Here is a 24196-nt window from a genome sequence, read left to right on the forward strand (position 1 = left end):
CCCATGAGCACGCAGAGCCCCCGCCACACCGCCGAAGGCCACGGTCCGCCCCCTGTGGGCGGCATCCTGTGGGCCGTGGCGGGGGAGCTGCGCAGTGTGCTCGCCCTGCCGGCCGCCATGACCATGCAGGTGGCGCATCCGGCCGTCGGGGCGGGCGTGGACCAGCACTCCGTCTTCCGCACCGACCCCTGGGGGCGCGGGGAGCGCTCGCTGCGGTCGGTGCAGCTGTGGGTGTACGGCGGCGCGGAGGCCGAGGCGGAGGGCCACCGGCTGCGAAGGCTCCACGAGTCCATACAGGGCGTGGACGCGCACGGCCGCCCCTACCGGGCGCTGGACCCGCCCGTCTACGCGTGGGTGCACGCCACCGGCTATCCCGTCTATCTGCGCGCCCAGCGCTATCTGGGCACCCGCCCCTTCACCGCGGCCGAGGAGCGGCAGCTGTACGGGGAGTGGCTGCGGATCGGGCGGGTGCTGGGCGTCGACGAGCGCGAGATGCCGGAATCCGTCGAGGAGTTCTGGCCCTACTACCGCACGATGGTGCGGGAACGGCTGGAGCCGACCGTCGTCGCCCGTGAACTGGCCGCGGCCGACGCGGCCGTGCCCGCGCCGGACGCGCTGCCGCTCCGTCTGCCGTGGCCGCTGCTGCGCCCGCTGTTCACCCGCTTCCGCGCGTTCCTCACGGTCGGGCTGATGCCGCCGGACGCGCGGGAGGCGATAGGGCTGGAGTGGACGCGGGGGCAGGAGCGGCGGCTGCGGTGGTTCGGGAGGGCCGCGCGGGTGCTGGTCCCGCTGCTGCCCGAGCGGCTCCGCTATCTCCCCATCGCCCGCGAGGCCCGCCACCGCGCCCGCGCCGGACGGCCGTGACCAATGGCTTTCCGCGGCGTGGCGCAGGGTGTGATGCATGGCTTGGCTCAGGCTTGGCGCCGCGTTGTGAGGCCGTGACCAGGGACTATGTCACGCACAGGGCCACGGTGGTGCCATCGTTGGCACGCGTGATGCCATTCAGTCTCGACGTGGCGCCAATGATGTGCCATGATGGTGCCATGGACCTCACCCGGTACGTCGACAATCTCCGCCATGAGCTCGCGGTGGCCGCGGACGCGGGCGGCGACGAAGCCCGCGCCCTGGCCGAGCGGCTCACCACACCTCTGGAGTCGGCCGTCCGGCTCACCCTGCTCAACGCCCTGTCCGCCGCCATGGACGAGGTGACCCGTGAGCTCGCGCCCGGCTCGGTCGATGTGCGGCTACGCGGGCTCGACCCCGAGTTCGTGGTGACACCCCCGCGGCTCGCGGTGGCGTACGAGGAGGCCGGGGAGCCGGAGGAGCTGCCGGGTGACGCCGCCCAGGCGCCCATACCGCCGGTCCCCGCCGAGGCCGACGAGGGCGGCACGGCGCGCATCAACCTCCGCCTCCCCACCCATCTCAAGACCCGGGCCGAGGAGGCCGCCGGAGCCGAGGGTCTCTCGGTCAACGCCTGGCTGGTCCGGGCCGTCGCCGCCGCGCTCGAGCCCACCGACCGGGCCCGCCCGGCCGCGGCCGCTCATGGCCGCCCCAAGGGCCGGCAGAGCTACAAGGGCTGGGTTCGCTGACTCCGCAGCAGTAGCGCACCACATTCCATCTCACCCGCGCGACCAGCGGGAACGCGTACGACCGCCATGAGGACGGGACAGCCATGCCTGCTTTCGACACACCCGAACCGCTCTCCGTGACCCTGGAATTCGACATGGGCGCCGCCCGGATCACCGCCGGAAAGCGCCTGGACACGGTCGTCGAGGTCCGGCCGCACGACGCCGCCGAGGAGGCCGACATCCGGGCCGCCGAGCAGACCAAGGTCAACTGCTCGGGCGGCACCCTGATGGTCAAGGGGCCCAAGAAGCGCGGCCTGTTCGGCAAGCCCGGCTCGGTCGAGGTGACCATCGAGCTCCCGGCGGGCTCGGACCTCCAGGCCACCTCCCCGCTGGCGGACTTCCTCTGCGAGGGCCGTCTCGGGGACTGCCGGGTCAAGACCTCGGTCGGCGACATCCAGGTCGACGAGGCGGCGACCGCCCATCTCCGGACCTCGCACGGCGATGTCCGCCTGGCCCGCGCCACGGGAGAGGCCGATGTCGTCGGCTCCGGCCGGGTCGAGATAGGCACGGTCGCGGGCGCGGCCACGGTCAAGAACGGCAATGGGGACACCATCGTCGGCGAGGTCTCCGGCGAGTTGGGGGCCACCTCCTCCAACGGGCTCATCTCCGTCGGCGTCGCCCATGCGGGAGTGGACGCCAAGTCGGCCAACGGCAGCATCCGGATCGACGAGGCGGTGCGCGGGCAGATCGTGCTCCAGGCCGCCACGGGCGATGTCGAGGTCGGCGTCCGCGAGTCCACCGCCGCCTGGCTCGACGTCCACACCCGGTTCGGCACCGTGCACACCTCCCTCGGACCGGCCGAGGGTCCCGAAGCCTCCGAGGAGACGGTCGAGATCCGCGCCCGTACCGCGTTCGGCGACATCGTGATCCGCCGCGCCTGACGACCCTCCCGCACCTCGATGACTCACAGCCCATGACAGCCCATGACAGCCCTTGGAAGAGACAGGACCGCCATGACCGCGTCTTCCACATCCACCCTTCCGGCGGCGATCACGGCCACCGGACTGACCAAGTCCTACGGTGACAAGCCGGTGCTCAAGGGCATCGACCTGAGCATCCCAGAGGGCACGGTCTTCGCCATGCTCGGGCCCAACGGCGCGGGCAAGACCACCACCGTGCAGATCCTCTCCACGCTGATATCCGCCGACTCCGGTCAGGCCCGGGTCGCGGGCCACGATCTGGTCCACGACGCCGATGCCGTACGCGCCGCGATCGGTGTCACCGGGCAGTTCTCGGCCGTGGACAATCTGCTGACCGCCGAGGAGAACCTGCTCCTCATGGCGGATCTGCACCATCTGGACCGCCGCGAGGGACGGCGGCGCGCCGCCGAACTGCTGCGCCGCTTCGATCTCGCCGAGGCCGCCCGCAAGCCCGTCGTCACCTTCTCGGGCGGTATGCGCCGCAAGCTCGACCTGGCGATGACCCTGGTCGGCGATCCGCGCATCATCTTCCTCGACGAGCCCACCACCGGACTCGATCCGCGCAGCCGCCGCACCATGTGGGAGATCATCCGCGGCCTGGTCGCCGACGAGGGCGTCACCATCTTCCTGACCACGCAGTATCTGGAAGAGGCCGACCAACTCGCCGACCGCGTCGCCGTCCTGGACCATGGCACGCTGGTCGCCGAGGGCACCGCGGAGGAGCTGAAGCGACGGATCCCCGGTGGCCATATCCGCCTCCGGTTCGCCGATACGGCCGGACTCGACGTGGCCACCGACCTCTTCGGCGTCGCCGCACCCGACCGTGAAGCGCTCACCCTTCAGATCCCCAGCGACGGCGGCATCCCCACCCTGCGGGCCGTCCTCGCCGTCCTGGACGACGCGTCGATCGAGCCCGAGGGGCTGACCGTGCACACCCCCGATCTCGACGACGTCTTCCTCACCCTCACCGGCCACTCCGGCTCCGGCGAGCCCGCCGGAGCCGCGAAGGAGAGCATCCGATGACCGCCCTGTCCTACGCCGCCCGCGACTCGCTGACAATGCTGCGCCGCAATCTGAAGCACGCACAGCGCTATCCCTCCATGACGGCCTCCGTCGTGGCGATGCCCGTGCTGATGCTGCTGCTGTTCAACTACGCCTTCGGCGGGGCCCTCGGCGCCGGAATCGGCGGGATGGCCGGCGGCGGCACCGGCGGCGGGGGAAGCGATCGCTATATCGACTATGTCGCGCCGGGCATCATCCTGATGGCCGCGACCTCCGGGGCCCTGGTCACCGCGGTGGGCATCTGCGTCGATATGACCGAGGGCATCGTCAACCGCTTCCGCACCATGGCGATCTCCCGGGCGTCCTTCCTCACCGGGCATGTCGTGGGCAGTGTGATCCAGACGCTGATCAGCATCGCCTTCGTCATCGGCATCGCGCTGCTCATCGGCTTCCGGCCGGATGCCAACCCCGTCGAATGGCTCGCGGTCGCCGGGCTGCTCGCCCTGGTCACGCTGGCGCTCACCTGGGTCGCGGCGGCGATCGGCCTGATGGCCAAGACCCCCGAGTCCGCAAGCAACATACCCTTGCCCCTGCAGTTCCTCCCCTTCATGGGCAGCGCCATCGTTCCCACGGAGTCCATGCCCGACGGGCTGCGCCTGTTCGCCGATTACCAGCCCTTCACCCCGGTCATCGAGACATTGCGGGGTCTGCTGATGGGCACGGAGATCGGCAACAGCGCTGTCATCTCCCTCGCCTGGTGCGCCGCCCTGACGGTCGGCGGCTATCTCTGGGCGCGGACGGCCTACCAGCGCTCCGCGAGGCGGTAGGCCGTACAAGACGCCACGGGATGCGGCGGACCGTACGAGACGCCACGCTAAGCGGCGGGCCGTACGAGACAGCGCCGCCGCGTCGCGGAGGCGCCAGGCCCCGGCCGGGGTGGGGGACCCGGCCGGGGCCCGGGTGGCTCAGCGTCCGTGGGCGCTGTGGGTGTCCTGGATCCGCTGCCACGACTTCGGCCGCACCGGCGCCTTGGCCGGGCTCACCTCCGCCGCCCGCGCCTGCTCGGCGGCCGGCTTCGACGGGGTGAACAGCCAGGTGTCGAAGAGCGAGGCCAGCGGCTTGCCCGACACCTTCTCCGCATAGGTCACGAAGTCCTTGACGGAGGCGTTCCCGTACCGGTGCTCCGCCGTCCAGCCCTTCAGGATCGCGAAGAAGTCCTTGTCGCCGATGTGGTTCCGCAGCGCCTGGAGGGCCAGCGCGCCCCGGTCGTACACCGCGTCATGGAACTGGTTCTCCGCCCCCGGGTTGCCCGGCTCGACCTTCCAGAAGGGGTCGTCGGCCGGGTAGGAGGCGTAGGTGTAGTCCGCCAGTTCCTGCGCGGTGCCCTCGCCCTCCTTCTCCGACCACAGCCACTGCGCATAGCTGGCGAAGCCCTCGTTGATCCAGATGTCGCGCCAGTCCTTCAGCGAGACGCTGTCGCCGAACCACTGATGGGCCAGCTCATGCACGATCAGCGAGGTGTTCGCGCCCTTGGCGAACCCCTTCGGGCTGTAGAACGGCCGGGTCTGGGTCTCCAGCGCGTAGCCCGTGGGCACATTGGGCACATAGCCGCCCAGCGCGTCGAAGGGGTACGGTCCGAAGACCGTGGACTCCCAGTCCACGATCTCCGCCGACCGCTCCACGCTGGCCCGCGCCGCCCCCGCGTTGTCCCCGAGGTCCTTGCTGTAGGCGTTGATCACCGGCAGACCGTTGGCGGTGGTGTCCGTCGTGATGTCGAACTTGCCTACCGCCAGCGTGGCCAGATAGGTGGCCTGCGGCTTGCTGGAGCGCCAGTTGTAGCGGGTCCAGCCCAGTTGGGAACTGGTCGACTGCAGGGTGCCGTTGCTGATCGCCTGCGTTCCGTCCGGCACCGCCACCGATACGTCGTAGGTGGCCTTGTCCAGCGGATGGTCATTGCTCGGGAACCACCACCACGCCGACTCCGGCTCATTGGCCGCGATCCCGCCGTCCGGGGTGCGCAGCCAGGAGGTGAAACCGTTCGCCACGACCTTCGAGGGCGTACCGCTGTAGCGCACGACCACGGTGAAGGGGCGGCCGGAGGTCAGCGGCGCGGCCGGGGTGATCTCCAGTTCATGATCGCCGGTTGCCTTGAAGGCGGCCTTCTTCCCGCCCACCAGCACCTCGCTCACATCGAGCGCGAAGTCCAGGTTGAACCGGGACAGATCCTGCCGGGCGTCGGCCACGATCGTCGCCGTGCCCTCCAGCCGGTCCGTCTTCGGCTGGTATTTCAGCCGCAGGTCGTAATGGGAGACGTCGTACCCGCCGTTGCCGTAAGAGGGGTAGTAGGAGTCCCCGATGCCGGGGGCGCCCGGCGTGGCATCGGCCGCCGATGCCGGGATCGCCAGCAGCAGGCAGGCCGCGGCCGCGCCCGGGACGAGGAGTCTGTGGTGACGCACGAGTCCTCCAACTCGTAGGGGAGAACGATCACTCGTGACCTTATGTACTCCTCACTCGCACCTCACGTCCATCACGCCGTCCGACATCCAATCGACATCCGGACGCAATGGGCATCGACTCGGACACGCCCAGGACCCGTATCGCCCTCTTCTGTACAGGAGTTGACTCGCGCTACCGTCCGCCCGTGCTGCTACAGACGCGGAGATCCCGCATCCCCTGGACCACACTCGTGCTGTCGGCGGTCACCGCGCTGGTCGCCGCCGTCATATCGCTGCTGCCACCGCTCGGCGCCCCGGCCGCCCACGCCGCCTCCGCCGCGCAGAGCAGATCGGACGGCGGACCGGGCGGCCCATCAGAAAGCAGACCCGTCTACTCCTACGAGAACGCCATCCGCGAATCCGTATGGGTGGACACCACGATCGACGGCGACGCGGACGGACGGACCGACCGGGTCGCCGTCGACATCGTGCGGCCACGCGAACCCGCCGCTCAGGGCCGCCGCGTCCCCGTCATCATGGACGCCAGCCCGTACTACTCCTGCTGCGGGCGCGGCAACGAGAGCCAGACCAAGACCTATGACGCGGCCGGGAATCCGGTCCAATTCCCGCTCTTCTACGACAACTACTTCGTACCGCGCGGCTACGCCACCGTCCTGGTCGACCTCGCCGGAACCAACCGCTCCGACGGCTGTGTGGACGTCGGCGGCCGCTCCGACATCCTCTCCGCCAAGGCCGTGGTCGACTGGCTGAACGGCCGCGCCGCCGCGTACAGCGCCCGCACCGGCGGGGAGCGGATCAAGGCGAGCTGGTCCAACGGCGCCACCGGCATGATCGGCAAGAGCTACGACGGCACCATCGCCAACGGGGTCGCCGCCACCGGCGTCAAGGGGCTCAAGACCATCGTGCCCATCGGCGCCATCTCCTCCTGGTACGACTACTACTTCGCCAAGGGCGCCGCGCTCTTCGGCTCCGGCCCCGACGGGCTCTCGGCCGCCGTTGAGAGCGATGACGCCCACGCCCGCTGCGCCGCCGTACAGAAACGCCTGGTCGAGGGCGCCCCGCGGAACGGCGACTGGACCGGTCTGTGGACCGACCGCACTTACGTACCGGCCGTGGACAAGGTGCGGGCCAGCGTCTTCGCCGTCCACGGGGCGCAGGACCTCAACGTCCGCACCAAGCACCTCGGACAGTGGTGGAACGCCCTCGCCGACGCGGGCGTCGAGCGCAAGATCTGGCTCTCGCAGACCGGGCATGTCGACCCGTTCGACTACCGGCGCGGGGAGTGGGTGCGCACCCTGCACCGCTGGTTCGACCACTACCTCCTCGGCGTCGACAACGGCATCGAGCGCGAGCCGATGGCCGATGTCGAGCGCGCCCCCGACCAGTGGTCCACCGACCGGGTCTGGCCCCCCTCCGGCACCCAGCAGACCACCCTGCGCCCGCGCGGCGGCGCCACGGCGGGAGTGGGCGTGCTCGGCACCGAGCGGGCCGGGCCCGGCGCGACCGAGACGTTCACCGACGACCCCGCGCTGAGCGAGGCCGACTGGTCCGCGGCGATCGACACCTCGACGCCCGGCAAGGCGGGCTTCACCACCGGTCCACTCGAGAAGGACCTGCGGCTGTCCGGCTCCGGCACGGTCACCGTCACCGCCACGCCCTCCACCACCAGCGCCCATCTCTCCGCGGTCCTGGTCGACCTCGGACCGGCCACCATCCGCGACTACACGGCGGCGGGCGAGGGGATCACCACCCTCGACCGGCGCACCTGCTGGGGCAGCAGCACGGAGGGCGACAGCGCCTGCTTCAAGGAGACCGCCGCCGACAAGGAGGACGTGGACTACACGGTCTTCAGCCGGGGCTGGGCCGACCTTGGTCACTCCGCGGACGACGGCAAGGGCCGCCCGCTGACCCCCGGCAAGGCGTACACCATCACCCTCGACCTCGCGGCGACCGACCATGTCGTCCCGGCCGGTCACCGCCTCGGCTTGATCATCGCCGGTACCGACGCGGGCCTCCTCGAACCGCCGTCCACCACCCCGCGGCTCACCCTGGACCTGCCCCGCACCTCGGCCCGTCTGCCGCTGGTCGGCGGCGCCCCGAAGGCCGCGGCCGCCCCCTCGCGCACGGCGGCCACACCGCCCCTGAAGGGCGTACGGGCCCCGCACCACCGGACCCCGCTCCCGTCCATGTCCACCCGCGGCTGAACCCGCGCCGGTGGGTCCCCGCCGCCGCGCGGGGCCCACCGGCGGCGGTCCCGGCAGGACGCCATCACCGATATCGCCCCCGCATCCCCTCACCCCAGGAGGTCCTTCGTGTTCTCGCGGTCACCCCTCATCCGCAGCGCCACTTGCGGCGCGATCGGTGCGCTGCTGACCGGGTCGTTCCTCAGCGCGCCCGCGCGGGCCGAACAGCGCCCGCCGCGTACGGGGTTCGAGGTCAGCCATGGCGCACGGTGGACCACCCAGGCCGAGGAGGCGGACTTCCTCACGGCCGTCGACAAGGCCGCACCGCGCGTCGCCGTCGACCGGATCGGCGCCACCGCGCAGGGGCGGCCGCTGCGGCTGGTGCGGATCGGCGCACCGGCCGCGCCCGCCGATCCGGTCCGGGCGGCGCGCGGCAACGTCCTGCTGCTGATCTGCTCCCAGCACGGCGACGAGCCCTCAGGCCGCGAGGCGTGTCTGTCCACCATCCGCGACCTCGCCTACGCCAAGGACGGCCGGACGCGGCGCTTCCTGGAGCGCACCCAGGTGCTCGTCGTCCCGACCGCCAACCCCGACGGCCGTGCCGCCGACACCCGCGGCAACTCCGACGGCGTGGACATCAACCGCGACCACATCGCGCTCTCCACCGCCGAGTCCCGCGCGATGGCGGGCGTCATCCGCGACTGGCGCCCGGACACCGTCCACGACCTGCACGAGTACGGGGCGACCGAGCCGTACTACGTGAAGGACCTGCTGGCGCTGTGGCCGCGCAACCTCAACACTTCAGGCCCGGTGCACCGCGAGGCGCGGACCCTGTCGGACGCCTATGTGCGCCCCGGCGTCGAGGCCGCGGGACACACCACCGGCGTCTACGGCATCTGGACCGACCCCGAGACCGGCGAGCCGGTCAAGCAGGTGGCGGGCGACGGCCAGGAGCGGATCCTGCGCAACACCGCGGGCGTCAAGACTGCCGTCGGGCTGCTGGTCGAGACCCGGGTCGATCCGCTCACCGACGCCGAGAAGGCCGACCCCGCCCTCAACAACCGCCGCCGGGTGGGCTCCCATCTGGCGGCCCTGAACGGCACCTTCGACTTCATCGCTCAGCGGCGCGCCCGGATCGAGGCGGCCACGACGGCGGCGCGGCTGGCCGGTTACGCCGACCGGGGCCCGGTCTACCTGGGCGGCGCCGACAACGAACCGCCGGAGGAGGACACGGTCCTCCAGGATCCGCCGTGCGGCTACTGGCTGGACGCCGAGAGCTACGGCGAGGTGCGGGACGAACTGGCCCTGCACGGGGTGAAGGCGCGGCCCGTCAAGCGCGATGGCAGCGCCTTCGTACCGCTGCGCCAGTCGGCCCGCGCGCTGGTGCCGCTGCTGCTGGACGGCCGCGCCGCGTACCACCTCACCGCGGGGCAGCCAGTGGACATATGCTGACATAACGCATTGACGGCATGGGAAAACACCGGCCCCATGGCCGGTTGGCATGCATCCCAGAGTCCTGGGTAGCCGAAAATCCGTCAGATAAACCTCCAGTGAAAGGGCTCTTGCGTGCCGCAGACAGGTACACCCACGGGGGACGTCAGCGGCGATCCCCCGGGGACCAAGGATTCTCCCGGCTCCGACCCCGCCGCCGGTCATCGGACCCCCCAGACGGACCGCGTGGTCTTCGGCGTCTCCGCCGCGCTCACGCTGGCCTTCGTCATCTGGGGGGCGGTGGCCACCGACACCCTGGAGAGCGTCTCCAACAGCATGCTCTCCGGGCTGATCCACAACGGTGGATGGGCCTTCGTCCTGACCGCGTCGGGATTCGTGATCTTCGCCCTCTGGCTGGCCATGAGCCGCTACGGCAAGATCACCCTCGGAAAGGAGGGCGAGGAACCCGAATTCCGCACCGTCTCATGGGTCGCGATGATGTTCAGCGCGGGCATGGGCATCGGTTTGATGTTCTACGGCGTGAGCGAGCCGCTGTCGCACTTCATGACCCCGCCGCCCGGGACCGACCCCGGGACCTCGGCCGAGAAGATGCAGACCGCGATGTCCACCACGCTCTTCCACTGGACGCTGCACCCCTGGGCCATCTACGCGGTAGTCGGCCTGGCCATCGCGTACAGCACCTTCCGCCGCGGCCGCCGGCAGACCATCAGCGCGGTCTTCACGCCCCTCATGGGCTCCAAGAACGCCAACGGCTGGGGCGGCCGGGTCATCGACATACTGGCCATCTTCGCCACGCTCTTCGGCTCCGCCGCCTCGCTCGGCCTCGGCGCGCTGCAGATCGGCAGCGGTATCGAGGTGCTGGGCTGGAAGAACGACGTGGGCACCGGGCTGCTGGTCACCGTCATCGCGGTCCTGACGGTGGCCTTCATCGCGTCCGCCGTCTCCGGTGTCGCCAAGGGCATCCAGTGGCTGTCCAACATCAATATGGTGCTCGCGCTCTTCCTCGCGGTCTTCGTCTTCGTGGCCGGGCCGACCATCATCATCCTCGATATGGTTCCGACCTCCGTGGCCTCCTACGTCGGCGACCTGGCACAGCTGGCCGGCCGCACCGAGGCGACCGGCGGCGAGTCGGTCGCGTCGTGGCTGGGCGACTGGACCGTCTTCTACTGGGCCTGGTGGATCTCGTGGACGCCGTTCGTCGGCATGTTCATCGCCCGGATCAGCCGGGGCCGCACCATCCGGCAGTTCGTGGGCGGCGTCATCCTGGTGCCGAGCACGGTCAGCCTGATCTGGTTCGCCATCTTCGGCAGCTCGGCGATGAAGCTGCAGGACATGGGCCGGCTCGGCGACGACTCCACCCCCGAAGGCCGGCTGTTCGCGGTGCTGCACGAGTACCCGATCGCCACGGTCATGAGCGTCCTGGTCATGATCCTCGTCGGCATCTTCTTCGTCTCCGGCGCCGACGCGGCGTCCATCGTGATGGGCACGCTCTCGCAGAAGGGCACCTTCGAGCCGACCCGCTTCGTCGTCGTCTTCTGGGGCGTGGTCACCGGCGCGGTGGCGGCCGTCATGCTGCTGATCGGCGGTGGTGAGGACGATGCCCTCACCGGGTTGCAGAACCTGACGATCCTGGTGGCGGCGCCCTTCACCCTGGTGATGGTGGGGCTGTGCTGGGCGCTGATGAAGGATCTGCGCCGCGATCCGCTGATCGTGCGGGGCGAGCGGGGCGAGGAGGCCGTCGAGATGGCGGTCATCGCTGGTCACGAGAAGTACGACGGCGAGTTCGAGATCCGTATCGGCCCGGTGAGGAACGGCGACGGCGCTCTCGGTGACGCCGCCGCCGGAGAGGACAGTGGCGGGAAGCAGCCTGCCACCGCACCGGAGAAGAAGTAGCTCCTCGGGAGGGCCGGGCCGATTCGGTCGGACCGGCCCTCCGCTCGTTCACCGACCTATCAGCAGCCGGAATGCCTCTTCGGCGCAGCCCCAGGCGACCGTGACGCCCGCGCCGCCGTGGCCGTAGTTGTGGACGCAGGCTCCGCCGCCCGGCAGCTCTTCCCTCTCCAGCCGCACCCGCGACCGCGCCGGCCGCAGCCCCACTCGATGGGCCAGCACGCGGGCGTGGGCCACCTGGGGGTGGACGCGGGCGCAGCGCGCCACGATCGCCTCCGCCGTCGCGGGATCGGGCTCCAGGCTCCAGGCGTTCTCCCGTGCGGTGCCGCCGAGCACCAGGCCGTAGGGCTGCGGCAGCGCGTACAGCGTGTCCGGCGAGTGGGGGTCCGCGGCCACCAGCCACTCCGTCACGCCCGGGTTCTCCACGACCACGAGCTGCCCCTGCACCGGGTGCACCTCGGTGTCGGGCACCAGCTCCCGCGCGCCCAGGCCCGTGCAGTTGACGACGAGCGGAGCGGCCCGGCCGGCCTCGGCGAGTGAGGTCACGGCCCGCTCCTCGACCCTGCCGCCCGCGGCCGTAAGGCGCCGCCGCAGATAGCCGAGGTAGGCCGGCATGTCGACCAGCGGGACGCGGGCCCGCAGGCCCACCGCGAAGCCGTCCGGCAGCTCGTCGGGGCGCCCCTGCCGCAGCCCCGGCACCGCAGCCGCCCACGGCCCCAGGTCCCCGGTGCCGATGCCCGCCTGAACCCCCTCGACCTGGCGGACGCCGGTCTCCGCCGGACGCCGGGCCAGTGCGGTCAGGGTGTGCAGCGTCCGTACGGACCAGGTCGTCACCTGCTCCTCCGGCTCGATGCGGTACGGCCACCACAGCCCTCCGGCCACGGCCGACGTGGTGCGCCCGGTCGGGTCGCGGGTCCACACCGCTACCCGCAGGCCGCCCTCGGCCAGCACGATGGCGCTGGTCAGGCCGATGACCCCAGCGCCGACGACGATCGCATCCCATGTCATGTGCGGAGGCTATCCCCGGGGTGGCGGGACCCGTCGGCCCTCCATGGCACCGGCCCGCCTCCCGTCCGTCCCCGCGCTCCGGATTCATCCCTTGTAGCGGTGTGCGCAGGGCGAGTCGCGGCCATGGTGTCGCAAAGCGGGAATACTTGGACCATGAACCCCACGTACGTGACCTTCGGGCTGACGCCGGCGGTGCGCGCCGGCGGTGTCCTGGCCAACGGCACGTACCACATACACCGCGATTTCCTGGACTTCGTGGTGGACGGCCGACCGCTGCTGCGACGCCTCGCCCATCTCGACGCGGTCTCGCCGCTCGCTTCCGGGCTCGGCCCGTCCATCTTCACCGAACAGGTCCGCAGGCTGTTGCTGGAGACCGACGCGCCGTTGGAGGGCGGCCGGTTCGTCGTCTACGGCTGCCCGGAGTGCGAGGGGCTGGAGTGCGGCGCCGTCACCGCGGTGATCGAGCGCGACGGGGCGGACTTCGTCTGGCGGGATTTCGTCTGGCAGACGGACGAGAGCCCCGACATCGACCTCAACGGCTACCACGGCATCGGCCCGTACCGCTTCCGCGGCGAGCAGTACCGCGCCGCCCTGGAGCGGCTGCTGCTCACCGACGGCGCGCACGAGGTCCCGACCGGCCCCCGGGTGTTGCTGATCGGGCAGCGCGCGGCCGTTCTCGCCAGACTCGCCGCGGCGCTGCGGCGCATCGGCATCGGCGCCGAGATCACTCTTGACGCGGTGGGGGCGCTCGCCGAGGAGCTGCGGAAGTACCGAGCGGTGGTCTTCGGCCGCACGGTCGGCCAGGAGGAGCGCGACGCCGTACGGGACGCCTTCGCGGCCGCGCGTTCCCAGGCGGTCCTGGTCACCGCGCTCGCCCCCATCGTCCCCGTGCTCGTCGCCCAGGTCGAACAGGCCCTGGAACGCACCCCCTGCGACCGCCGCCTCGTCGGCCTCACGGCGGGCGGCGGCGAGGCGGTGGTGGAGGTGGCCTCCGAGTGCCGGGTGAGGCTGGTCGCCCACCGGCTCGACCGGCTCTCCCGCACCCATGCGCATGAGCTCTTCGACGCCTCGGTGGAGCCGGGGATCCATCGGATTCCCCTGGCGGCGAGGGCGGTGCGGGGCCAGTCGTTCGTGGTGGCCAGCACGAACGACGTGGTTCTGGTGACGCCGGTGGCGCGCCGATAGGGCTCGCTCCCGGGCTCGCTCCCGGGCCCGGTTCCCCGGTCTGGGGCGTGCCCCTCGAACGCTGGAAACGCGTCCGCCCTTGCGGCCGGTTGAGGAGCGAGGGGTTCGGGGCGAACCTTGGCCGACGCGGCACCAGGAGCCGACGCGGCACCAGGAGCCGACGCGGCACTAGGATCGGCCCTCTGATGACTGCCACTCTCGTCGCCAAGGATCTCGCCGCCGCACACGGCGACCGCACCCTCTTCTCCGGGCTCGACCTCGTCGTCGCCCCCGGCGAAGTCATCGGGCTCGTCGGCGTCAACGGTGCGGGCAAGTCCACCCTGCTGCGCCTGCTCGCCGGCCTCACCGATCCCGAGCAGGGGGCCGTACGCCTCAGCCCGCCGCACGCCACTGTGGGCCACCTCCCGCAGGAGCCCGAGCGGCGGCCGGGGGAGACCGTACGGGGCTTCCTGGCCCGCCGCACCGGGGTCGCGGCCGCGCAGGCCGAACTCGACGCCGCCACCCAGGCACTCATGGACGCCGCGCCGGGCGCGGACGACGCATACGCCACCGCCCTGGAGCGCTGGCTCTCCCTGGGCGCCGCCGACCTCGACGAGCGGGCCGACGAAGTCGCCGCTTCGCTCGGGTTCGACGTCTCCCTGGACCGCCCCATGGCCGCCCTTTCGGGGGGACAGGCGGCGCGCGCCGGGCTCGCCTCGCTCCTCCTCTCCCGGTACGACGTCTTCCTGCTCGACGAGCCCACCAACGACCTCGACCTCGACGGACTCCAGCGCCTCGAGATCTTCGTCGGTGGGCTGCGCGCCGGTACGGTGCTCGTCAGCCACGACCGTGAATTCCTCGCCCGCACGGTCGACAAGGTGCTCGAACTCGACCTCGCCCAGCAGCGGGTCAACCTCTACGGCGGCGGCTACGAGGCCTATCTGGAGGAGCGGGAGACGGCCCGCCGCCACGCCCGCGAACGCTACGAGGAGTACGCGGACACCCGCGCCACCCTGGAGGCGCGGGCCCGCACCCAGCGCGCCTGGATGGAGAAGGGCGTCAAGAACGCCCGCCGCAAGGCCACCGACGGCGACAAGATCGGGCGCAACGCCCGGGTCGAGGCCACCGAGAAGCAGGCTGCCAAGGCGCGCCAGACCGACCGGCTGATCGAGCGGCTGGACGTGGTCGAGGAGCCGCGCAAGGAGTGGGAGCTGCGGATGGAGATCGCCGCGGCGCCGCGCGCGGGTGCGGTCGTGGCGACCCTGCGTGGCGCCGAGGTACGGCGCGGCGACTTCCGCTTCGGCCCGGTCGACCTCCAGATCGACTGGGCCGACCGGGTCGCGGTCACCGGAGTGAACGGCTCCGGCAAGTCCACCCTGCTCGCCGCCCTCCTCGGCCGCCTCCCACTGGACGCGGGTGCGGCGGCGCTCGGCCCCGGTGTGGTGGTCGGCGAGGTCGACCAGGCACGCGCGCTCTTCTTCGGCGGCGAGTCGCTGCTGGAGGCCTTCGGCGCCGCGGTGCCGGAGCTGGCGCCCGCGGACGTACGGACGCTCCTGGCCAAGTTCGGCCTCAAGGCGGACCATGTGGTGCGGTCAGCGGCCACGCTGTCCCCCGGGGAGCGGACCCGTTCGGCACTGGCGCTCCTCCAGGCGCGCGGGGTCAACCTGCTGGTTCTCGACGAGCCCACCAACCACCTGGACCTGGCGGCCATCGAGCAACTCGAGTCGGCACTGGCCTCCTACACCGGCACCCTGCTCCTGGTCACCCACGACCGCCGCATGCTCGACGCGGTCCACACCACCCGCCGCCTCGCGGTCTCCGAAGGCCGCGTCATCGAGGCCTGACCCGCCGACCCGGCCCCGCGCCCGCCGGGCCCGAGGGCCACAACACGCGGCATCCGCGGACCGGTTGGCGCGCCCTGGCCGCGGTGCGAGCCCGGGGGCTCCACCGCGGCCAGGGCGCGCCCAGCCCGGCGGGCTACCGCTTCTTGGGGTCGAGCAGGCCCGCCCTCCGCAGGGCGTCGGCCATCGCGTCGTTCACCGGGGCCGCGTCGCGGCCGCCGCCACGCTGGCCACGGCTGCCGCCCTGGCGCTGCTGGGGCGCGCCGCGACGGCCCCCGCCGCGCTGCCCGCGGCCGTCGTCGGAGCGGTTGCGGCCGTCGTCGGAGCGGTTGCGGTCGCGGCCGCCGCCGGACGGGGCGCCCGCCTCGTCGTCGAGCCGGAGCGTCAGCGAGATCCGCTTGCGCGGGATGTCGACGTCCAGGACCTTCACCCGCACGATGTCACCGGGCTTGACCACGTCCCGCGGGTCCTTGACGAACGTCTTGGACATCGCGGAGACATGCACCAGACCGTCCTGGTGCACACCGACGTCGACGAACGCGCCGAACGCCGCGACATTGGTGACGACGCCCTCCAGGATCATCCCGGCCGACAGGTCGCCGATCTTCTCGACGCCCTCCTTGAAGGTCGCCGTCTTGAAGCCGGGACGCGGGTCGCGGCCCGGCTTCTCCAGCTCCTTGAGGATGTCGGAGACGGTCGGCAGACCGAAGGCGTCGTCCACGAACTCGTTCGGCCGCAGGCCGCGCAGCACCGAGGTGTTGCCGATCAGGGTGGTCACGTCGCCGCCCGCCGTGGTGGCCATCCGCCGCACCACCGGATACGCCTCGGGGTGCACGCTCGACCCGTCCAGCGGGTCGTCGCCGCCGCGGATGCGCAGGAAGCCCGCGCACTGCTCATAGGCCTTGGGGCCGAGCCGGGCCACGTCCTTGAGCGCCTTACGGTTGCGGAACGGGCCGTTGGTGTCGCGGTGCGAGACGATGTTCTCCGCGAGGCCGGTGCCGATGCCCGAGACCCGGCTGAGCAGTGGGGCGGAGGCCGTGTTGACGTCCACCCCGACACCGTTCACACAGTCCTCGACGACCGCGTCGAGCGAGCGGGAGAGCTTCACCTCGGACAGGTCGTGCTGGTACTGACCGACGCCGATCGACTTCGGATCGATCTTCACCAGCTCGGCCAGCGGATCCTGCAGCCGCCGCGCGATGGAGACGGCGCCGCGCAGCGAGACATCGAGCTCCGGCAGCTCCTGCGAGGCGAAGGCGGAGGCCGAGTACACGGAGGCGCCGGCCTCCGAGACCATCACCTTGGTGAGCTTCAGCTCGGGGTGCTTGCCGCACAGGTCGCCCGCCAGCTTGTCGGTCTCGCGGGACGCCGTGCCGTTGCCGATCGCGATGAGCTCCACCTTGTGCTCACGCGCCAGCCGGGCCAGCTTGTCCAGGGCCTCGTCCCACTGGTTGCGGGGGACGTGCGGGTAGATCGTGTCCGTGGCCGCCACCTTGCCGGTCGCGTCGACCACGGCCACCTTCACGCCCGTACGGAAGCCGGGGTCGAGGCCCATCGTGGCGCGCGTCCCGGCCGGGGCGGCGAGCAGCAGATCGCGGAGGTTGGCGGCGAAGACGCGGACGGCCTCGTCCTCGGCGGCCTGCCGCAGCCGCAGCCGCAGATCGATGCCGAGGTGGACCAGGACGCGGGTGCGCCAGGCCCAGCGCACCGTGTCGGCCAGCCACTTGTCGGCGGGGCGGCCGCGGTCCGCGATGCCGAAGCGGTGGGCGATGGAGCGCTCGTAGGAGGTGGGGCCGGTCTCCTCGGAGGGCCCCTCCGGCTCCAGTGCGAGGTCGAGGACCTCCTCCTTCTCACCGCGGAACATCGCCAGCACCCGGTGCGAGGGCAGCTCGGTGAACGGCTCGGCGAAGTCGAAGTAGTCGGCGAACTTGGCGCCCGCCTCCTCCTTGCCCTCGCGCACCTTGGTGGCCACCCGGCCGCGCTCCCACATGCGCTCACGCAGCTCGCCGATGAGGTCCGCATCCTCGCTGAACCGCTCGGTCAGGATGGCCCGCGCGCCCTCCAGCGCGGCGGCGGCGTCCGCGACGCCCTTCTCGGCGTCCACGAAGGCCGCCGCGGCGGCCGTGGGCTCCACGGCCGGGTCGCCCAGCAGCCCTTCGGCGAGCGGCTCGAGCCCGGCCTCGCGGGCGATCTGCGCCTTCGTGCGCCGCTTGGGCTTGTAGGGGAGGTAGATGTCCTCCAGCCGGGCCTTGGAGTCCGCGGCGAGGATCTGCGCCTCCAGGGCCTCGTCCAGCTTGCCCTGGGAGCGGATCGAGTCGAGGATCGCGCTGCGCCGCTCCTCCAGCTCCCGCAAATAGCGCAGCCGCTCCTCCAGGGAGCGCAGCTGCGCGTCGTCGAGCATCTCCGTCGCTTCCTTGCGGTAGCGCGCGATGAACGGCACGGTAGAGCCGCCGTCGAGCAGCTCGACGGCGGCTTTGACCTGCCGTTCCCGTACGCCGAGTTCCTCGGCGATCCTGCCTTCGATGGACGTCGTCACGATCACGCTCCGCTTTCGGTCTGCACTGCTCCTGCATTGTGGCAGGTGGCACTGACGAAGCGGTCGCGGCCGACGCTTTCGGCGGGCCGGGGAGGCCCGGGTACGGGCCGGGCGGACACCGGTATCAGCCGGAAACGGTCATCACACCCGCCTGCGGCGCGGTCCGCTCGCCGCGTCGGAGGCACCGCCGAAGAGGCGGGCAACAGCGCGGAAGGGAAGCGTCACCACGGTCGCGATGGCGGCACCGATGGCACGGAGCACGTCGGCGATGGCACGGAACACGGGATACCTCCTGTTCATCGGTGGCGGCTCGGCGGCGGCCGCCGGGCACCGTTCGCTACGCGGCGCACGGGCTGTTGCCGGCGTACGCGGCGCGCGGTGTGGGCGCCCGGTTGTCAGACGGCCGATCGCGCACAACAAGCGGGTATCCCGATGTGCCCCTGCCAAACTCGACCCACGGCGGAGCCGCTGATCGGCGCGCTGTGCCGGGCACGTGTCCGGGGCCGAGCCTCGCCGGGAGGCTCGGCCCCGGACGGGCGGCCCAAGGAGCCGTCCGTCAGCTCTTGCCGCGGAGGTCGGCCGGGAAGGCGCCGTTTTCGCGGGCGGTTGTGGAGAAGGCGGTGGCGAGCTCGGTGAGCCGGGACACGCCCTCGGCGCCCAGGTGCTCGTACGGCGCCGCGTCCAGGCGGTCGGTCTCGGCCTCCAGGTCCCGGCGCAGCCGCTCACCGGCCTCCGTCAGCTCGTTGTCGGCGGTGAGCAGGCCGCGGTCGCGCAGCCGCCGGCGGCCCGCCTCCCACTCCTCGGCGCTGTAGCCGCGCGTGCGCAGGATCCACTTGGTGGACATGCCCTGACCCGTCGCGGTGTGGGAGGCCAGCGCCTCGACCGCGTCCAGCCCGGCGCCGACCAGGGTCATCAGATGGGCGTCGCCGCGGTGTTCGCGCAGCAGCGTGGCGGCGTGCCACAGCGCCAGGTGCGGGGCGTCCGGGACGGGCAGCTCGGCGTGGGCGGCGTACAGCGGGCGCGCCAGGCGCGAGCAGGCCTCCGTGGCGCGCAGGGCCAGCTCCGCGGCCTCGGCCAGCTCCTTGGAGGCGATGACCTCCTCGCCCAGCACCCGCCGCAGCACCGAGTCGGCGGCCCGCAGCCGGGCCTCCAGGGCGACCTCGGGGGAGACCACGTCCCACGCGGCCGGAATGTGGCGGGCGACCAGGTCGTGGCTGAAGTTGAAGAAGGTCGCGGTGACGGTGCCCGCGCACACGCGTCCCAGGGGCGCCGCGCGGCCGACGAAGTACGCGGCCGCGCCGTCCTTCAGCCCCAGCTCGGCGAGTTCCTCGCCGAAGTCGGGGGCGAAGTAGATGGCGGAGTGGAGCGGGTTGACGACGCTGTAACAGCGACGGGCGGCAAGCTCGGGGAGAGTGGTCATGGACCGCACGTTACCGACAGGTAGGCACCCCCGGTAGCCCGGGTCTCACCAGTCCTCATCGGTCCCGCCGGATCCGGCCACTCGCTGACCGCCGTGACGCCCTTACGGATCCCATCGGCCCGGCCGGTCCGGCCCGCGCCCCGGCCGCCGTGACGCCCTTACGGATCCCATGGACCCCGCCCGATCCGGCCGCGTCCCGCCGTGGTCAGCCGGCCGGTGGGGTCCAGCGGAACCGCGGCGGGCGGCGCTCGAAGAAGGCCGCGATGCCCTCGGCGGTCTCCTCGCTGTCCCCCGCCTGCTCCTGCCAGTACGCGACCCTGTCCGGCTCGACGGGCCCGGCCGCGAACTCCTTGACCGCGGCCTGGGTGAGCTGCGACCGGGAGACCAGCACCCGCGTGAACTCCGCCACCCGCTTGTCGAGGCCGCCCGCCGGCAGCACCTCGTCCACCAGACCGGTGCGCAGCGCCCGCTCGGTGTCGATCAGCTCGCCCGAGAACAGCAGGAACTTGGCGGTGGCCGGTCCCACCAGCTCGACCAGCCGGCGGGTCGAGCTCGGGGCGTAGACGATTCCCAGCTTGGCCGGGGTGATCCCGAACTGGGCGCCCTCCTCGGTGAACCGCAGATCGCACGCGGCCGCGAGCTGGCAGCCGCCGCCCACGCAGTAGCCGCGCACCGCGGCCAGGGTCGGCTTGGGGAAGGCGGCCAGCGCCTCCTCGGCGGGCAGCGCGACCCCGGCGGTCTCCTCGTACGTGGCGCTCAGCGAGCCGATGTCGGCGCCCGCGCAGAAGGTGTCTCCGTCGCCGGTGAGCACCAGTGCCTGTACGGCGGGATCGGCGGCGAGCCGGGCCAGCAGTGGGGGCAGCGCCCGCCACATCCCGGGGGTCATCGCGTTGCGCTTGGCGGGGTGGCGGATGACGACGGTCGCTATGCCGTCCGCGACCTCGTGCTCCAGAGAGGGCTCCATGTGGCGGATCGTATCCGGGCCGCTCAGATCCGGGCCGGGCCCGGCTGGGGCCCGGCCGTACAAGCCGGTCACGGCTGAGGCAAGGCTCGGAATCCACAGAGTCAATGCACGGAATCCAAGCGAGCAGGAACAGTCGAGCGCGTGACCGTGGCATACGCCAACGATCAAAGACGCTCGATAAGCGTCAAGTTGTGCGTAGTCCTTCGGTCAGTACCAGAGCTTCCCAACACTCGATACGAGTGGTCGGGCCGCGGCGAGGGGTTGGTATCGCACATGGAGATCGTCGGGAGAGTCCCCTCCGAAACGGGACACGCCCCGCCCGCGCCCCCGCCCCCGGTCGGCTACGAGGGGACCTGGCGGTTCACTGCACCGGCCCTGGACTCCTCCGTGCCACAGGCCCGGCACGCCGTGCGCGAGCTGCTGGCCCATCAGCGGGTCCCGGTGAACGGCGAACTGATGGAGAGTCTGCTCCTGATCGTCTCCGAGCTGGTCACCAACGCGGTGCGGCACGCCGCGCTGCTCTCCCCCGAGATCGCCGTCGAGGTCTCCCTGAGCCGGGACTGGGTCCGGATCGCCGTCGAGGACAACCACCCCTACCGGCCCGTCGCGCTGGTGGCGGACCAGGGCGGGACCGGTGGGCGGGGACTGCTGCTGGTGACGGCGATCACGGAGGAGGCGGGCGGGGTCTACGACGTGGACCACACGGCGAGCGGCGGCAAGGTGGTCTGGGCCGCCCTTCCGCTGCCCGGCGCCGCTACCAGCCGGCCGCCGTCCCGGTGAGCTCACGGACCGCCGGGCGGGCCGCGTCCAGCACGGTCATGAACCACGCCGAGAACGGCCCCTCGGCACGCAGCTTCTCCAGCTCGTCGGGGGTGACGAAGGCGATCTCGCCGATCTCCTCGGGGTCCGGGCGCGGGGTCGCCCGCACCAGCCCCGCGAAGAGGTGGTTGTACTCCTGCTCCACCAGGCCCGAGGCCGGGTCCGGGTGGTTGTAGCGGACCGTGCCCGCCTCCCGCAGCAGCGCGGGCGCCACGCCCAGTTCCTCGGCGGTGCGCCGGGCGGCAGCCACGAACGGCGGCTCACCGGGGTAGGGGTGGCCGCAGCAGGTGTTGGACCAGACCCCGGGGGAGTGGTACTTGCCCAGCGCGCGGCGCTGGAGCAGCAGCCGCCCCTCGTCGTCGAAGAGGAAGACGGAGAACGCCCGGTGCAGCCGTCCGGGCGCGAGATGAGCGGAGAGCTTCTCCGCGGTGCCGATCGTCGTACCGTCCTCGTCGACCAGCTCGAGCATGATCCGTTCTGCGGAACCGCTCGGCGCGGCGGTCTCGGCGGTCTCGGCGGAGCCGCCGTTGGCAGGTGTGATCGGCATGACCATCCTCAAAGTTCCGACTCGTGAACGTCCAAGTCTGCCGCACATGTGCCCCTCGTCTGTGTCAGTGGCACAGCTTGACTTCGTGATCAGCATGCCCCCCCGGTTCCAGCTGGAACGTGCAGTGCCCGACGTCGAAGTGCTCCCCGAGACATCCCTGGAGGGCGTGCAGCATCCGCTCGTGGCCCATCGCGTCCAGGGCCCCCGGAGCGACCACCACATGCGCGGAGAGCACCGGCATTCCCGAGGTGATGGTCCAGACGTGGAGGTCGTGCAGCCCCTCGACCCCGGGCAGGCCGAGGATGTGGGCGCGTACGGCCGCCATGTCGACATTCCGCGGCGCCGCCTCCAGCAGCACGTTCAGCGTCTCGCGCAGCAGCTTGTACGTCCGCGGGACGATCATGAGGCCGATCACCAGGGAGGCGATGGGGTCGGCCGTCTGCCAGCCGGTCGCGAGGATGATCCCGGCGGAGACCAGTACCGCGACCGAGCCCAGCGCGTCCGCGGCGACCTCCAGGAACGCGCCCCGGACGTTCAGGCTGGTGCGCTGGCCGCCCCGGAGCAGGGCCAGCGACACCAGGTTCGCCGCCAGGCCGACGGCGCCGAAGACGACGGTCAGCCCGCCCTCGGTGGCGGTCGGGGTGAGGAACCGCAGCACCGCCTCATAGAGGATGTAGCCGCCGACGCCGAACAGCAGCAGACAGTTGGCCAGGGCCGCCAGGATCTCGGCACGGGCGTAGCCGTAGGTCCGGTGCGGGCTCGGGGGACGGCCCGCGAAGTGGATCGCCAGCAGCGCCATCGCGAGCCCGAGCGCGTCCGTCGCCATATGGCCGGCGTCCGCGAGCAGGGCGAGCGAGCCGGCCAGCAGACCGCCGATGATCTCCACGGCCATCACTGTGAGGGTGATGGCCAGGGCGATCCGCAGCCGCCACCGGTGGGCGGCGCCCGCGGTGGGCCGGCCGCGGGCGTGGTCATGACCTGCGCCCATGTGCGTAGGGGCCTCCTCCCGGCGCCGCGGTCCCTTGGCTCACCAGTGAACTACGGCGCCGGGGCGGGGCCGGGTCAGCCGCGCCGATGCCCGGCGGGCGGTGCGCGGCGGGCGGTGCGCCGTGCCCGGTCGGCGGCGCCGGTGTCCCGTGAGGCCGGTGGCCCCGGTCAGCCGCGCCGGGCCCCGGGGTGGTGCAGGCACCAGCCCTCCCACGCCGACTCCACCATCGCCCGCACATCGTGCCGGGCGCTCCAGCCCAGCTCCTTGGCGATCAGTTCGGTGGATCCGACGACCCGGGCCGGATCGCCCGCCCGGCGCGGTCCCACCACGGGGGCGAGCTCCGGGCGGCCGGTGATCTCGCCGATCAGATCGGACATCTCCCGTACCGAAACGCCCCGGCCGGTGCCGATGTTCACCGTGAGATCGCCCGGCTCCGGCTGCGCGGCCAGCCGACGGGCCACGGCCAGATGGGCGGAGGCCAGATCCTCGACATGGATGTAGTCGCGGACACAGGTGCCGTCGGGGGTGTCGTAGTCATCACCGAAGATCCGCGGCGGCTCTCCGTCGGTGATCCGCTCGAACATCATCGGGATGACGTTGAAGACTCCGGTGTCGGCCAGCTCGGGGCGCGTGGCACCCGCCACATTGAAGTAGCGCAGACAGGCCGTGGAGAGGGAGTGGGCCACGCCCGCCGCCCTGACCAGCCATTCTCCGGCCAGTTTGGTCTCTCCGTACGGATTGATCGGCAGGCACGGGGTGTCCTCGGTGACGAGTTCCACATCGGGCGTGCCGTAGACGGCGGCGGAGGAGGAGAAGAGGAAGCGGCTGACACCGGCCGCGACCGCCGCCTCCAGCAGCACCGTGAGCCCGTGCACATTCTCGCGGTAGTAGCGGAGTGGCTGCTCCACGGACTCCCCGACCTGCTTCTTCGCCGCGAGATGCACCACACCGGTGACCTCCAGCTCGGCGAACGTGCGGTCCAGCAGCTCACGGTCCAGGGTGGAGCCGCACACCAGCGGCACGTCCTCGGGCAGCCGCGCCCGGACGCCGCTGGTCAGATCGTCGAGCACGGCCACGGACTCGCCCGCCTCGGCCATGGCCCGCACGACATGCGACCCGATATATCCGGCACCACCTGTGATCAGCCATGTCATGCCCCGCACCCTATCCATGGCGGGGCGATCGCCGTTTGTGGAGGACAGCCGCCATCCACCATGATGATCGGCGGCGCGCGGAAGTGGTCGTTCCCCCGATCGTGTGGTGAATGTGCGGTGAACGGCGGCTTCCGTCGATCCGATAGCCTCTGCCGGACGTGGCGCCAGCCCCACGGGGCCAGGGCGTGCGATGCCCATGGCCCGGAGGGCCCCAGGCCAGTGCC

The 24196-nt window shown here is 71.9% G+C and carries 20 protein-coding genes; 11 read left to right on the forward strand and 9 right to left on the reverse strand.

Going from position 1 to position 24196, the window contains the following annotated elements; genetic code table 11:
• Positions 1-3: 3 nt before the first annotated feature.
• The 5 genes from J2Z30_RS11590 (at position 4) to J2Z30_RS11610 (ending at position 4377) form a co-directional block, all read left to right on the forward strand.
• Positions 4-864: an oxygenase MpaB family protein gene (locus tag J2Z30_RS11590; RefSeq protein ID WP_044568774.1), complete on the forward strand. Its 861-nt coding sequence runs from the start codon at positions 4-6 to the stop codon at positions 862-864.
• 179 nt (positions 865-1043) lie between these two features.
• A complete protein-coding gene (locus J2Z30_RS11595; protein ID WP_044568772.1) occupies positions 1044-1589 on the forward strand; it encodes a toxin-antitoxin system HicB family antitoxin in 546 nt (181 codons plus the stop codon).
• An 83-nt stretch (positions 1590-1672) separates the two neighbouring features.
• On the forward strand, positions 1673-2509 hold the full coding sequence (locus J2Z30_RS11600) for a DUF4097 family beta strand repeat-containing protein (protein ID WP_044568771.1): 837 nt from the start codon (positions 1673-1675) through the stop codon (positions 2507-2509).
• A 72-nt stretch (positions 2510-2581) separates the two neighbouring features.
• Positions 2582-3571 (forward strand): daunorubicin resistance protein DrrA family ABC transporter ATP-binding protein, encoded by a 990-nt coding sequence (locus J2Z30_RS11605; RefSeq protein ID WP_044568770.1) that lies wholly within the window; start codon positions 2582-2584, stop codon positions 3569-3571.
• Positions 3568-4377 carry an ABC transporter permease gene (locus J2Z30_RS11610; RefSeq protein ID WP_044568769.1) on the forward strand — a complete coding sequence of 270 codons (810 nt, stop codon included), beginning with the start codon at positions 3568-3570 and terminating at the stop codon, positions 4375-4377. Before J2Z30_RS11605 ends, J2Z30_RS11610 begins: the two co-directional genes overlap by 4 nt.
• A gap of 138 nt (positions 4378-4515) precedes the next feature.
• Here J2Z30_RS11610 and J2Z30_RS11615 read toward each other — a convergent pair whose 3' ends face one another.
• Positions 4516-6006 (reverse strand): M1 family metallopeptidase, encoded by a 1491-nt coding sequence (locus tag J2Z30_RS11615; RefSeq protein WP_044568768.1) that lies wholly within the window; start codon positions 6004-6006, stop codon positions 4516-4518.
• A gap of 185 nt (positions 6007-6191) precedes the next feature.
• On the opposite strand from J2Z30_RS11615, the gene J2Z30_RS11620 reads away from it, so the two are divergent.
• From J2Z30_RS11620 to J2Z30_RS11630, 3 genes are all read left to right on the forward strand, one after another.
• Positions 6192-8210: a Xaa-Pro dipeptidyl-peptidase gene (locus tag J2Z30_RS11620; RefSeq protein WP_308279911.1), complete on the forward strand. Its 2019-nt coding sequence runs from the start codon at positions 6192-6194 to the stop codon at positions 8208-8210.
• A gap of 108 nt (positions 8211-8318) precedes the next feature.
• The gene (locus J2Z30_RS11625; RefSeq protein WP_044568766.1) at positions 8319-9641 is read left to right on the forward strand and encodes a M14 family metallopeptidase; all 1323 of its coding nucleotides are present in this window, start codon (positions 8319-8321) and stop codon (positions 9639-9641) included.
• Between the two features lie 114 nt (positions 9642-9755).
• Positions 9756-11534: a BCCT family transporter gene (locus J2Z30_RS11630; protein ID WP_044568765.1), complete on the forward strand. Its 1779-nt coding sequence runs from the start codon at positions 9756-9758 to the stop codon at positions 11532-11534.
• Between the two features lie 48 nt (positions 11535-11582).
• On the opposite strand, the gene J2Z30_RS11635 is transcribed toward J2Z30_RS11630, so the two are convergent.
• Positions 11583-12539, reverse strand: coding sequence for an FAD-dependent oxidoreductase (locus J2Z30_RS11635; RefSeq protein WP_044568763.1), 957 nt, complete (start codon positions 12537-12539; stop codon positions 11583-11585).
• A gap of 153 nt (positions 12540-12692) precedes the next feature.
• On the opposite strand from J2Z30_RS11635, the gene J2Z30_RS11640 reads away from it, so the two are divergent.
• The gene (locus J2Z30_RS11640) at positions 12693-13724 is read left to right on the forward strand and encodes a hypothetical protein (protein ID WP_044568761.1); all 1032 of its coding nucleotides are present in this window, start codon (positions 12693-12695) and stop codon (positions 13722-13724) included.
• A gap of 185 nt (positions 13725-13909) precedes the next feature.
• A complete protein-coding gene (locus J2Z30_RS11645) occupies positions 13910-15547 on the forward strand; it encodes an ABC-F family ATP-binding cassette domain-containing protein (RefSeq protein WP_044568758.1) in 1638 nt (545 codons plus the stop codon).
• A 133-nt stretch (positions 15548-15680) separates the two neighbouring features.
• Here J2Z30_RS11645 and J2Z30_RS11650 read toward each other — a convergent pair whose 3' ends face one another.
• The 4 genes from J2Z30_RS11650 to J2Z30_RS11665 form a co-directional block, all read right to left on the reverse strand.
• Positions 15681-18080 carry a Tex family protein gene (locus J2Z30_RS11650; RefSeq protein WP_044581180.1) on the reverse strand — a complete coding sequence of 800 codons (2400 nt, stop codon included), beginning with the start codon at positions 18078-18080 and terminating at the stop codon, positions 15681-15683.
• Positions 18081-18221: 141 nt separating this feature from the next.
• Complete coding sequence (locus J2Z30_RS11655; RefSeq protein WP_157857073.1) at positions 18222-18362, reverse strand: LPFR motif small protein; 141 nt, start codon at positions 18360-18362, stop codon at positions 18222-18224.
• A 274-nt stretch (positions 18363-18636) separates the two neighbouring features.
• Positions 18637-19500 carry an SCO6745 family protein gene (locus tag J2Z30_RS11660; protein ID WP_044568756.1) on the reverse strand — a complete coding sequence of 288 codons (864 nt, stop codon included), beginning with the start codon at positions 19498-19500 and terminating at the stop codon, positions 18637-18639.
• 205 nt (positions 19501-19705) lie between these two features.
• Positions 19706-20464, reverse strand: coding sequence for an enoyl-CoA hydratase/isomerase family protein (locus tag J2Z30_RS11665; RefSeq protein WP_044568754.1), 759 nt, complete (start codon positions 20462-20464; stop codon positions 19706-19708).
• Positions 20465-20737: 273 nt separating this feature from the next.
• Here J2Z30_RS11665 and J2Z30_RS11670 point away from each other — a divergent pair, with 273 nt between their 5' ends.
• Positions 20738-21244: an ATP-binding protein gene (locus tag J2Z30_RS11670; RefSeq protein WP_044568752.1), complete on the forward strand. Its 507-nt coding sequence runs from the start codon at positions 20738-20740 to the stop codon at positions 21242-21244.
• Here the strand turns inward: J2Z30_RS11670 and idi are convergent.
• From idi to galE, 3 genes are all read right to left on the reverse strand, one after another.
• On the reverse strand, positions 21219-21830 hold the full coding sequence (gene idi / locus J2Z30_RS11675) for an isopentenyl-diphosphate Delta-isomerase (RefSeq protein ID WP_044568750.1): 612 nt from the start codon (positions 21828-21830) through the stop codon (positions 21219-21221). The genes J2Z30_RS11670 and idi overlap by 26 nt on opposite strands.
• 64 nt (positions 21831-21894) lie before the next feature.
• Complete coding sequence (locus J2Z30_RS11680) at positions 21895-22818, reverse strand: cation diffusion facilitator family transporter (RefSeq protein ID WP_044568749.1); 924 nt, start codon at positions 22816-22818, stop codon at positions 21895-21897.
• 167 nt (positions 22819-22985) lie between these two features.
• Complete coding sequence (gene galE / locus J2Z30_RS11685; RefSeq protein WP_044568747.1) at positions 22986-23972, reverse strand: UDP-glucose 4-epimerase GalE; 987 nt, start codon at positions 23970-23972, stop codon at positions 22986-22988.
• Positions 23973-24196 lie beyond the last annotated feature (224 nt).

Source organism: Streptomyces iranensis, assembly GCF_017874715.1.
GTDB classification, from domain to species: domain Bacteria; phylum Actinomycetota; class Actinomycetes; order Streptomycetales; family Streptomycetaceae; genus Streptomyces; species Streptomyces iranensis.

What these genes read in the sequence shown, in the direction of transcription:
- J2Z30_RS11590 (WP_044568774.1), top strand. Translation starts at nt 4, where the DNA reads ATGAGCACGCAGAGCCCCCGCCACACCGCCGAAGGCCACGGTCCGCCC.
- J2Z30_RS11595 (WP_044568772.1), top strand. Translation starts at nt 1,044, where the DNA reads ATGGACCTCACCCGGTACGTCGACAATCTCCGCCATGAGCTCGCGGTG.
- J2Z30_RS11600 (WP_044568771.1), top strand. Translation starts at nt 1,673, where the DNA reads ATGCCTGCTTTCGACACACCCGAACCGCTCTCCGTGACCCTGGAATTC.
- J2Z30_RS11605 (WP_044568770.1), top strand. Translation starts at nt 2,582, where the DNA reads ATGACCGCGTCTTCCACATCCACCCTTCCGGCGGCGATCACGGCCACC.
- J2Z30_RS11610 (WP_044568769.1), top strand. Translation starts at nt 3,568, where the DNA reads ATGACCGCCCTGTCCTACGCCGCCCGCGACTCGCTGACAATGCTGCGC.
- J2Z30_RS11635 (WP_044568763.1), bottom strand. Translation starts at nt 12,539, where the DNA reads ATGACATGGGATGCGATCGTCGTCGGCGCTGGGGTCATCGGCCTGACC.
- J2Z30_RS11640 (WP_044568761.1), top strand. Translation starts at nt 12,693, where the DNA reads ATGAACCCCACGTACGTGACCTTCGGGCTGACGCCGGCGGTGCGCGCC.
- J2Z30_RS11645 (WP_044568758.1), top strand. Translation starts at nt 13,910, where the DNA reads ATGACTGCCACTCTCGTCGCCAAGGATCTCGCCGCCGCACACGGCGAC.
- J2Z30_RS11660 (WP_044568756.1), bottom strand. Translation starts at nt 19,500, where the DNA reads ATGACCACTCTCCCCGAGCTTGCCGCCCGTCGCTGTTACAGCGTCGTC.
- J2Z30_RS11665 (WP_044568754.1), bottom strand. Translation starts at nt 20,464, where the DNA reads ATGGAGCCCTCTCTGGAGCACGAGGTCGCGGACGGCATAGCGACCGTC.
- J2Z30_RS11670 (WP_044568752.1), top strand. Translation starts at nt 20,738, where the DNA reads ATGGAGATCGTCGGGAGAGTCCCCTCCGAAACGGGACACGCCCCGCCC.
- idi (WP_044568750.1), bottom strand. Translation starts at nt 21,830, where the DNA reads ATGCCGATCACACCTGCCAACGGCGGCTCCGCCGAGACCGCCGAGACC.
- J2Z30_RS11680 (WP_044568749.1), bottom strand. Translation starts at nt 22,818, where the DNA reads ATGGGCGCAGGTCATGACCACGCCCGCGGCCGGCCCACCGCGGGCGCC.
- galE (WP_044568747.1), bottom strand. Translation starts at nt 23,972, where the DNA reads ATGACATGGCTGATCACAGGTGGTGCCGGATATATCGGGTCGCATGTC.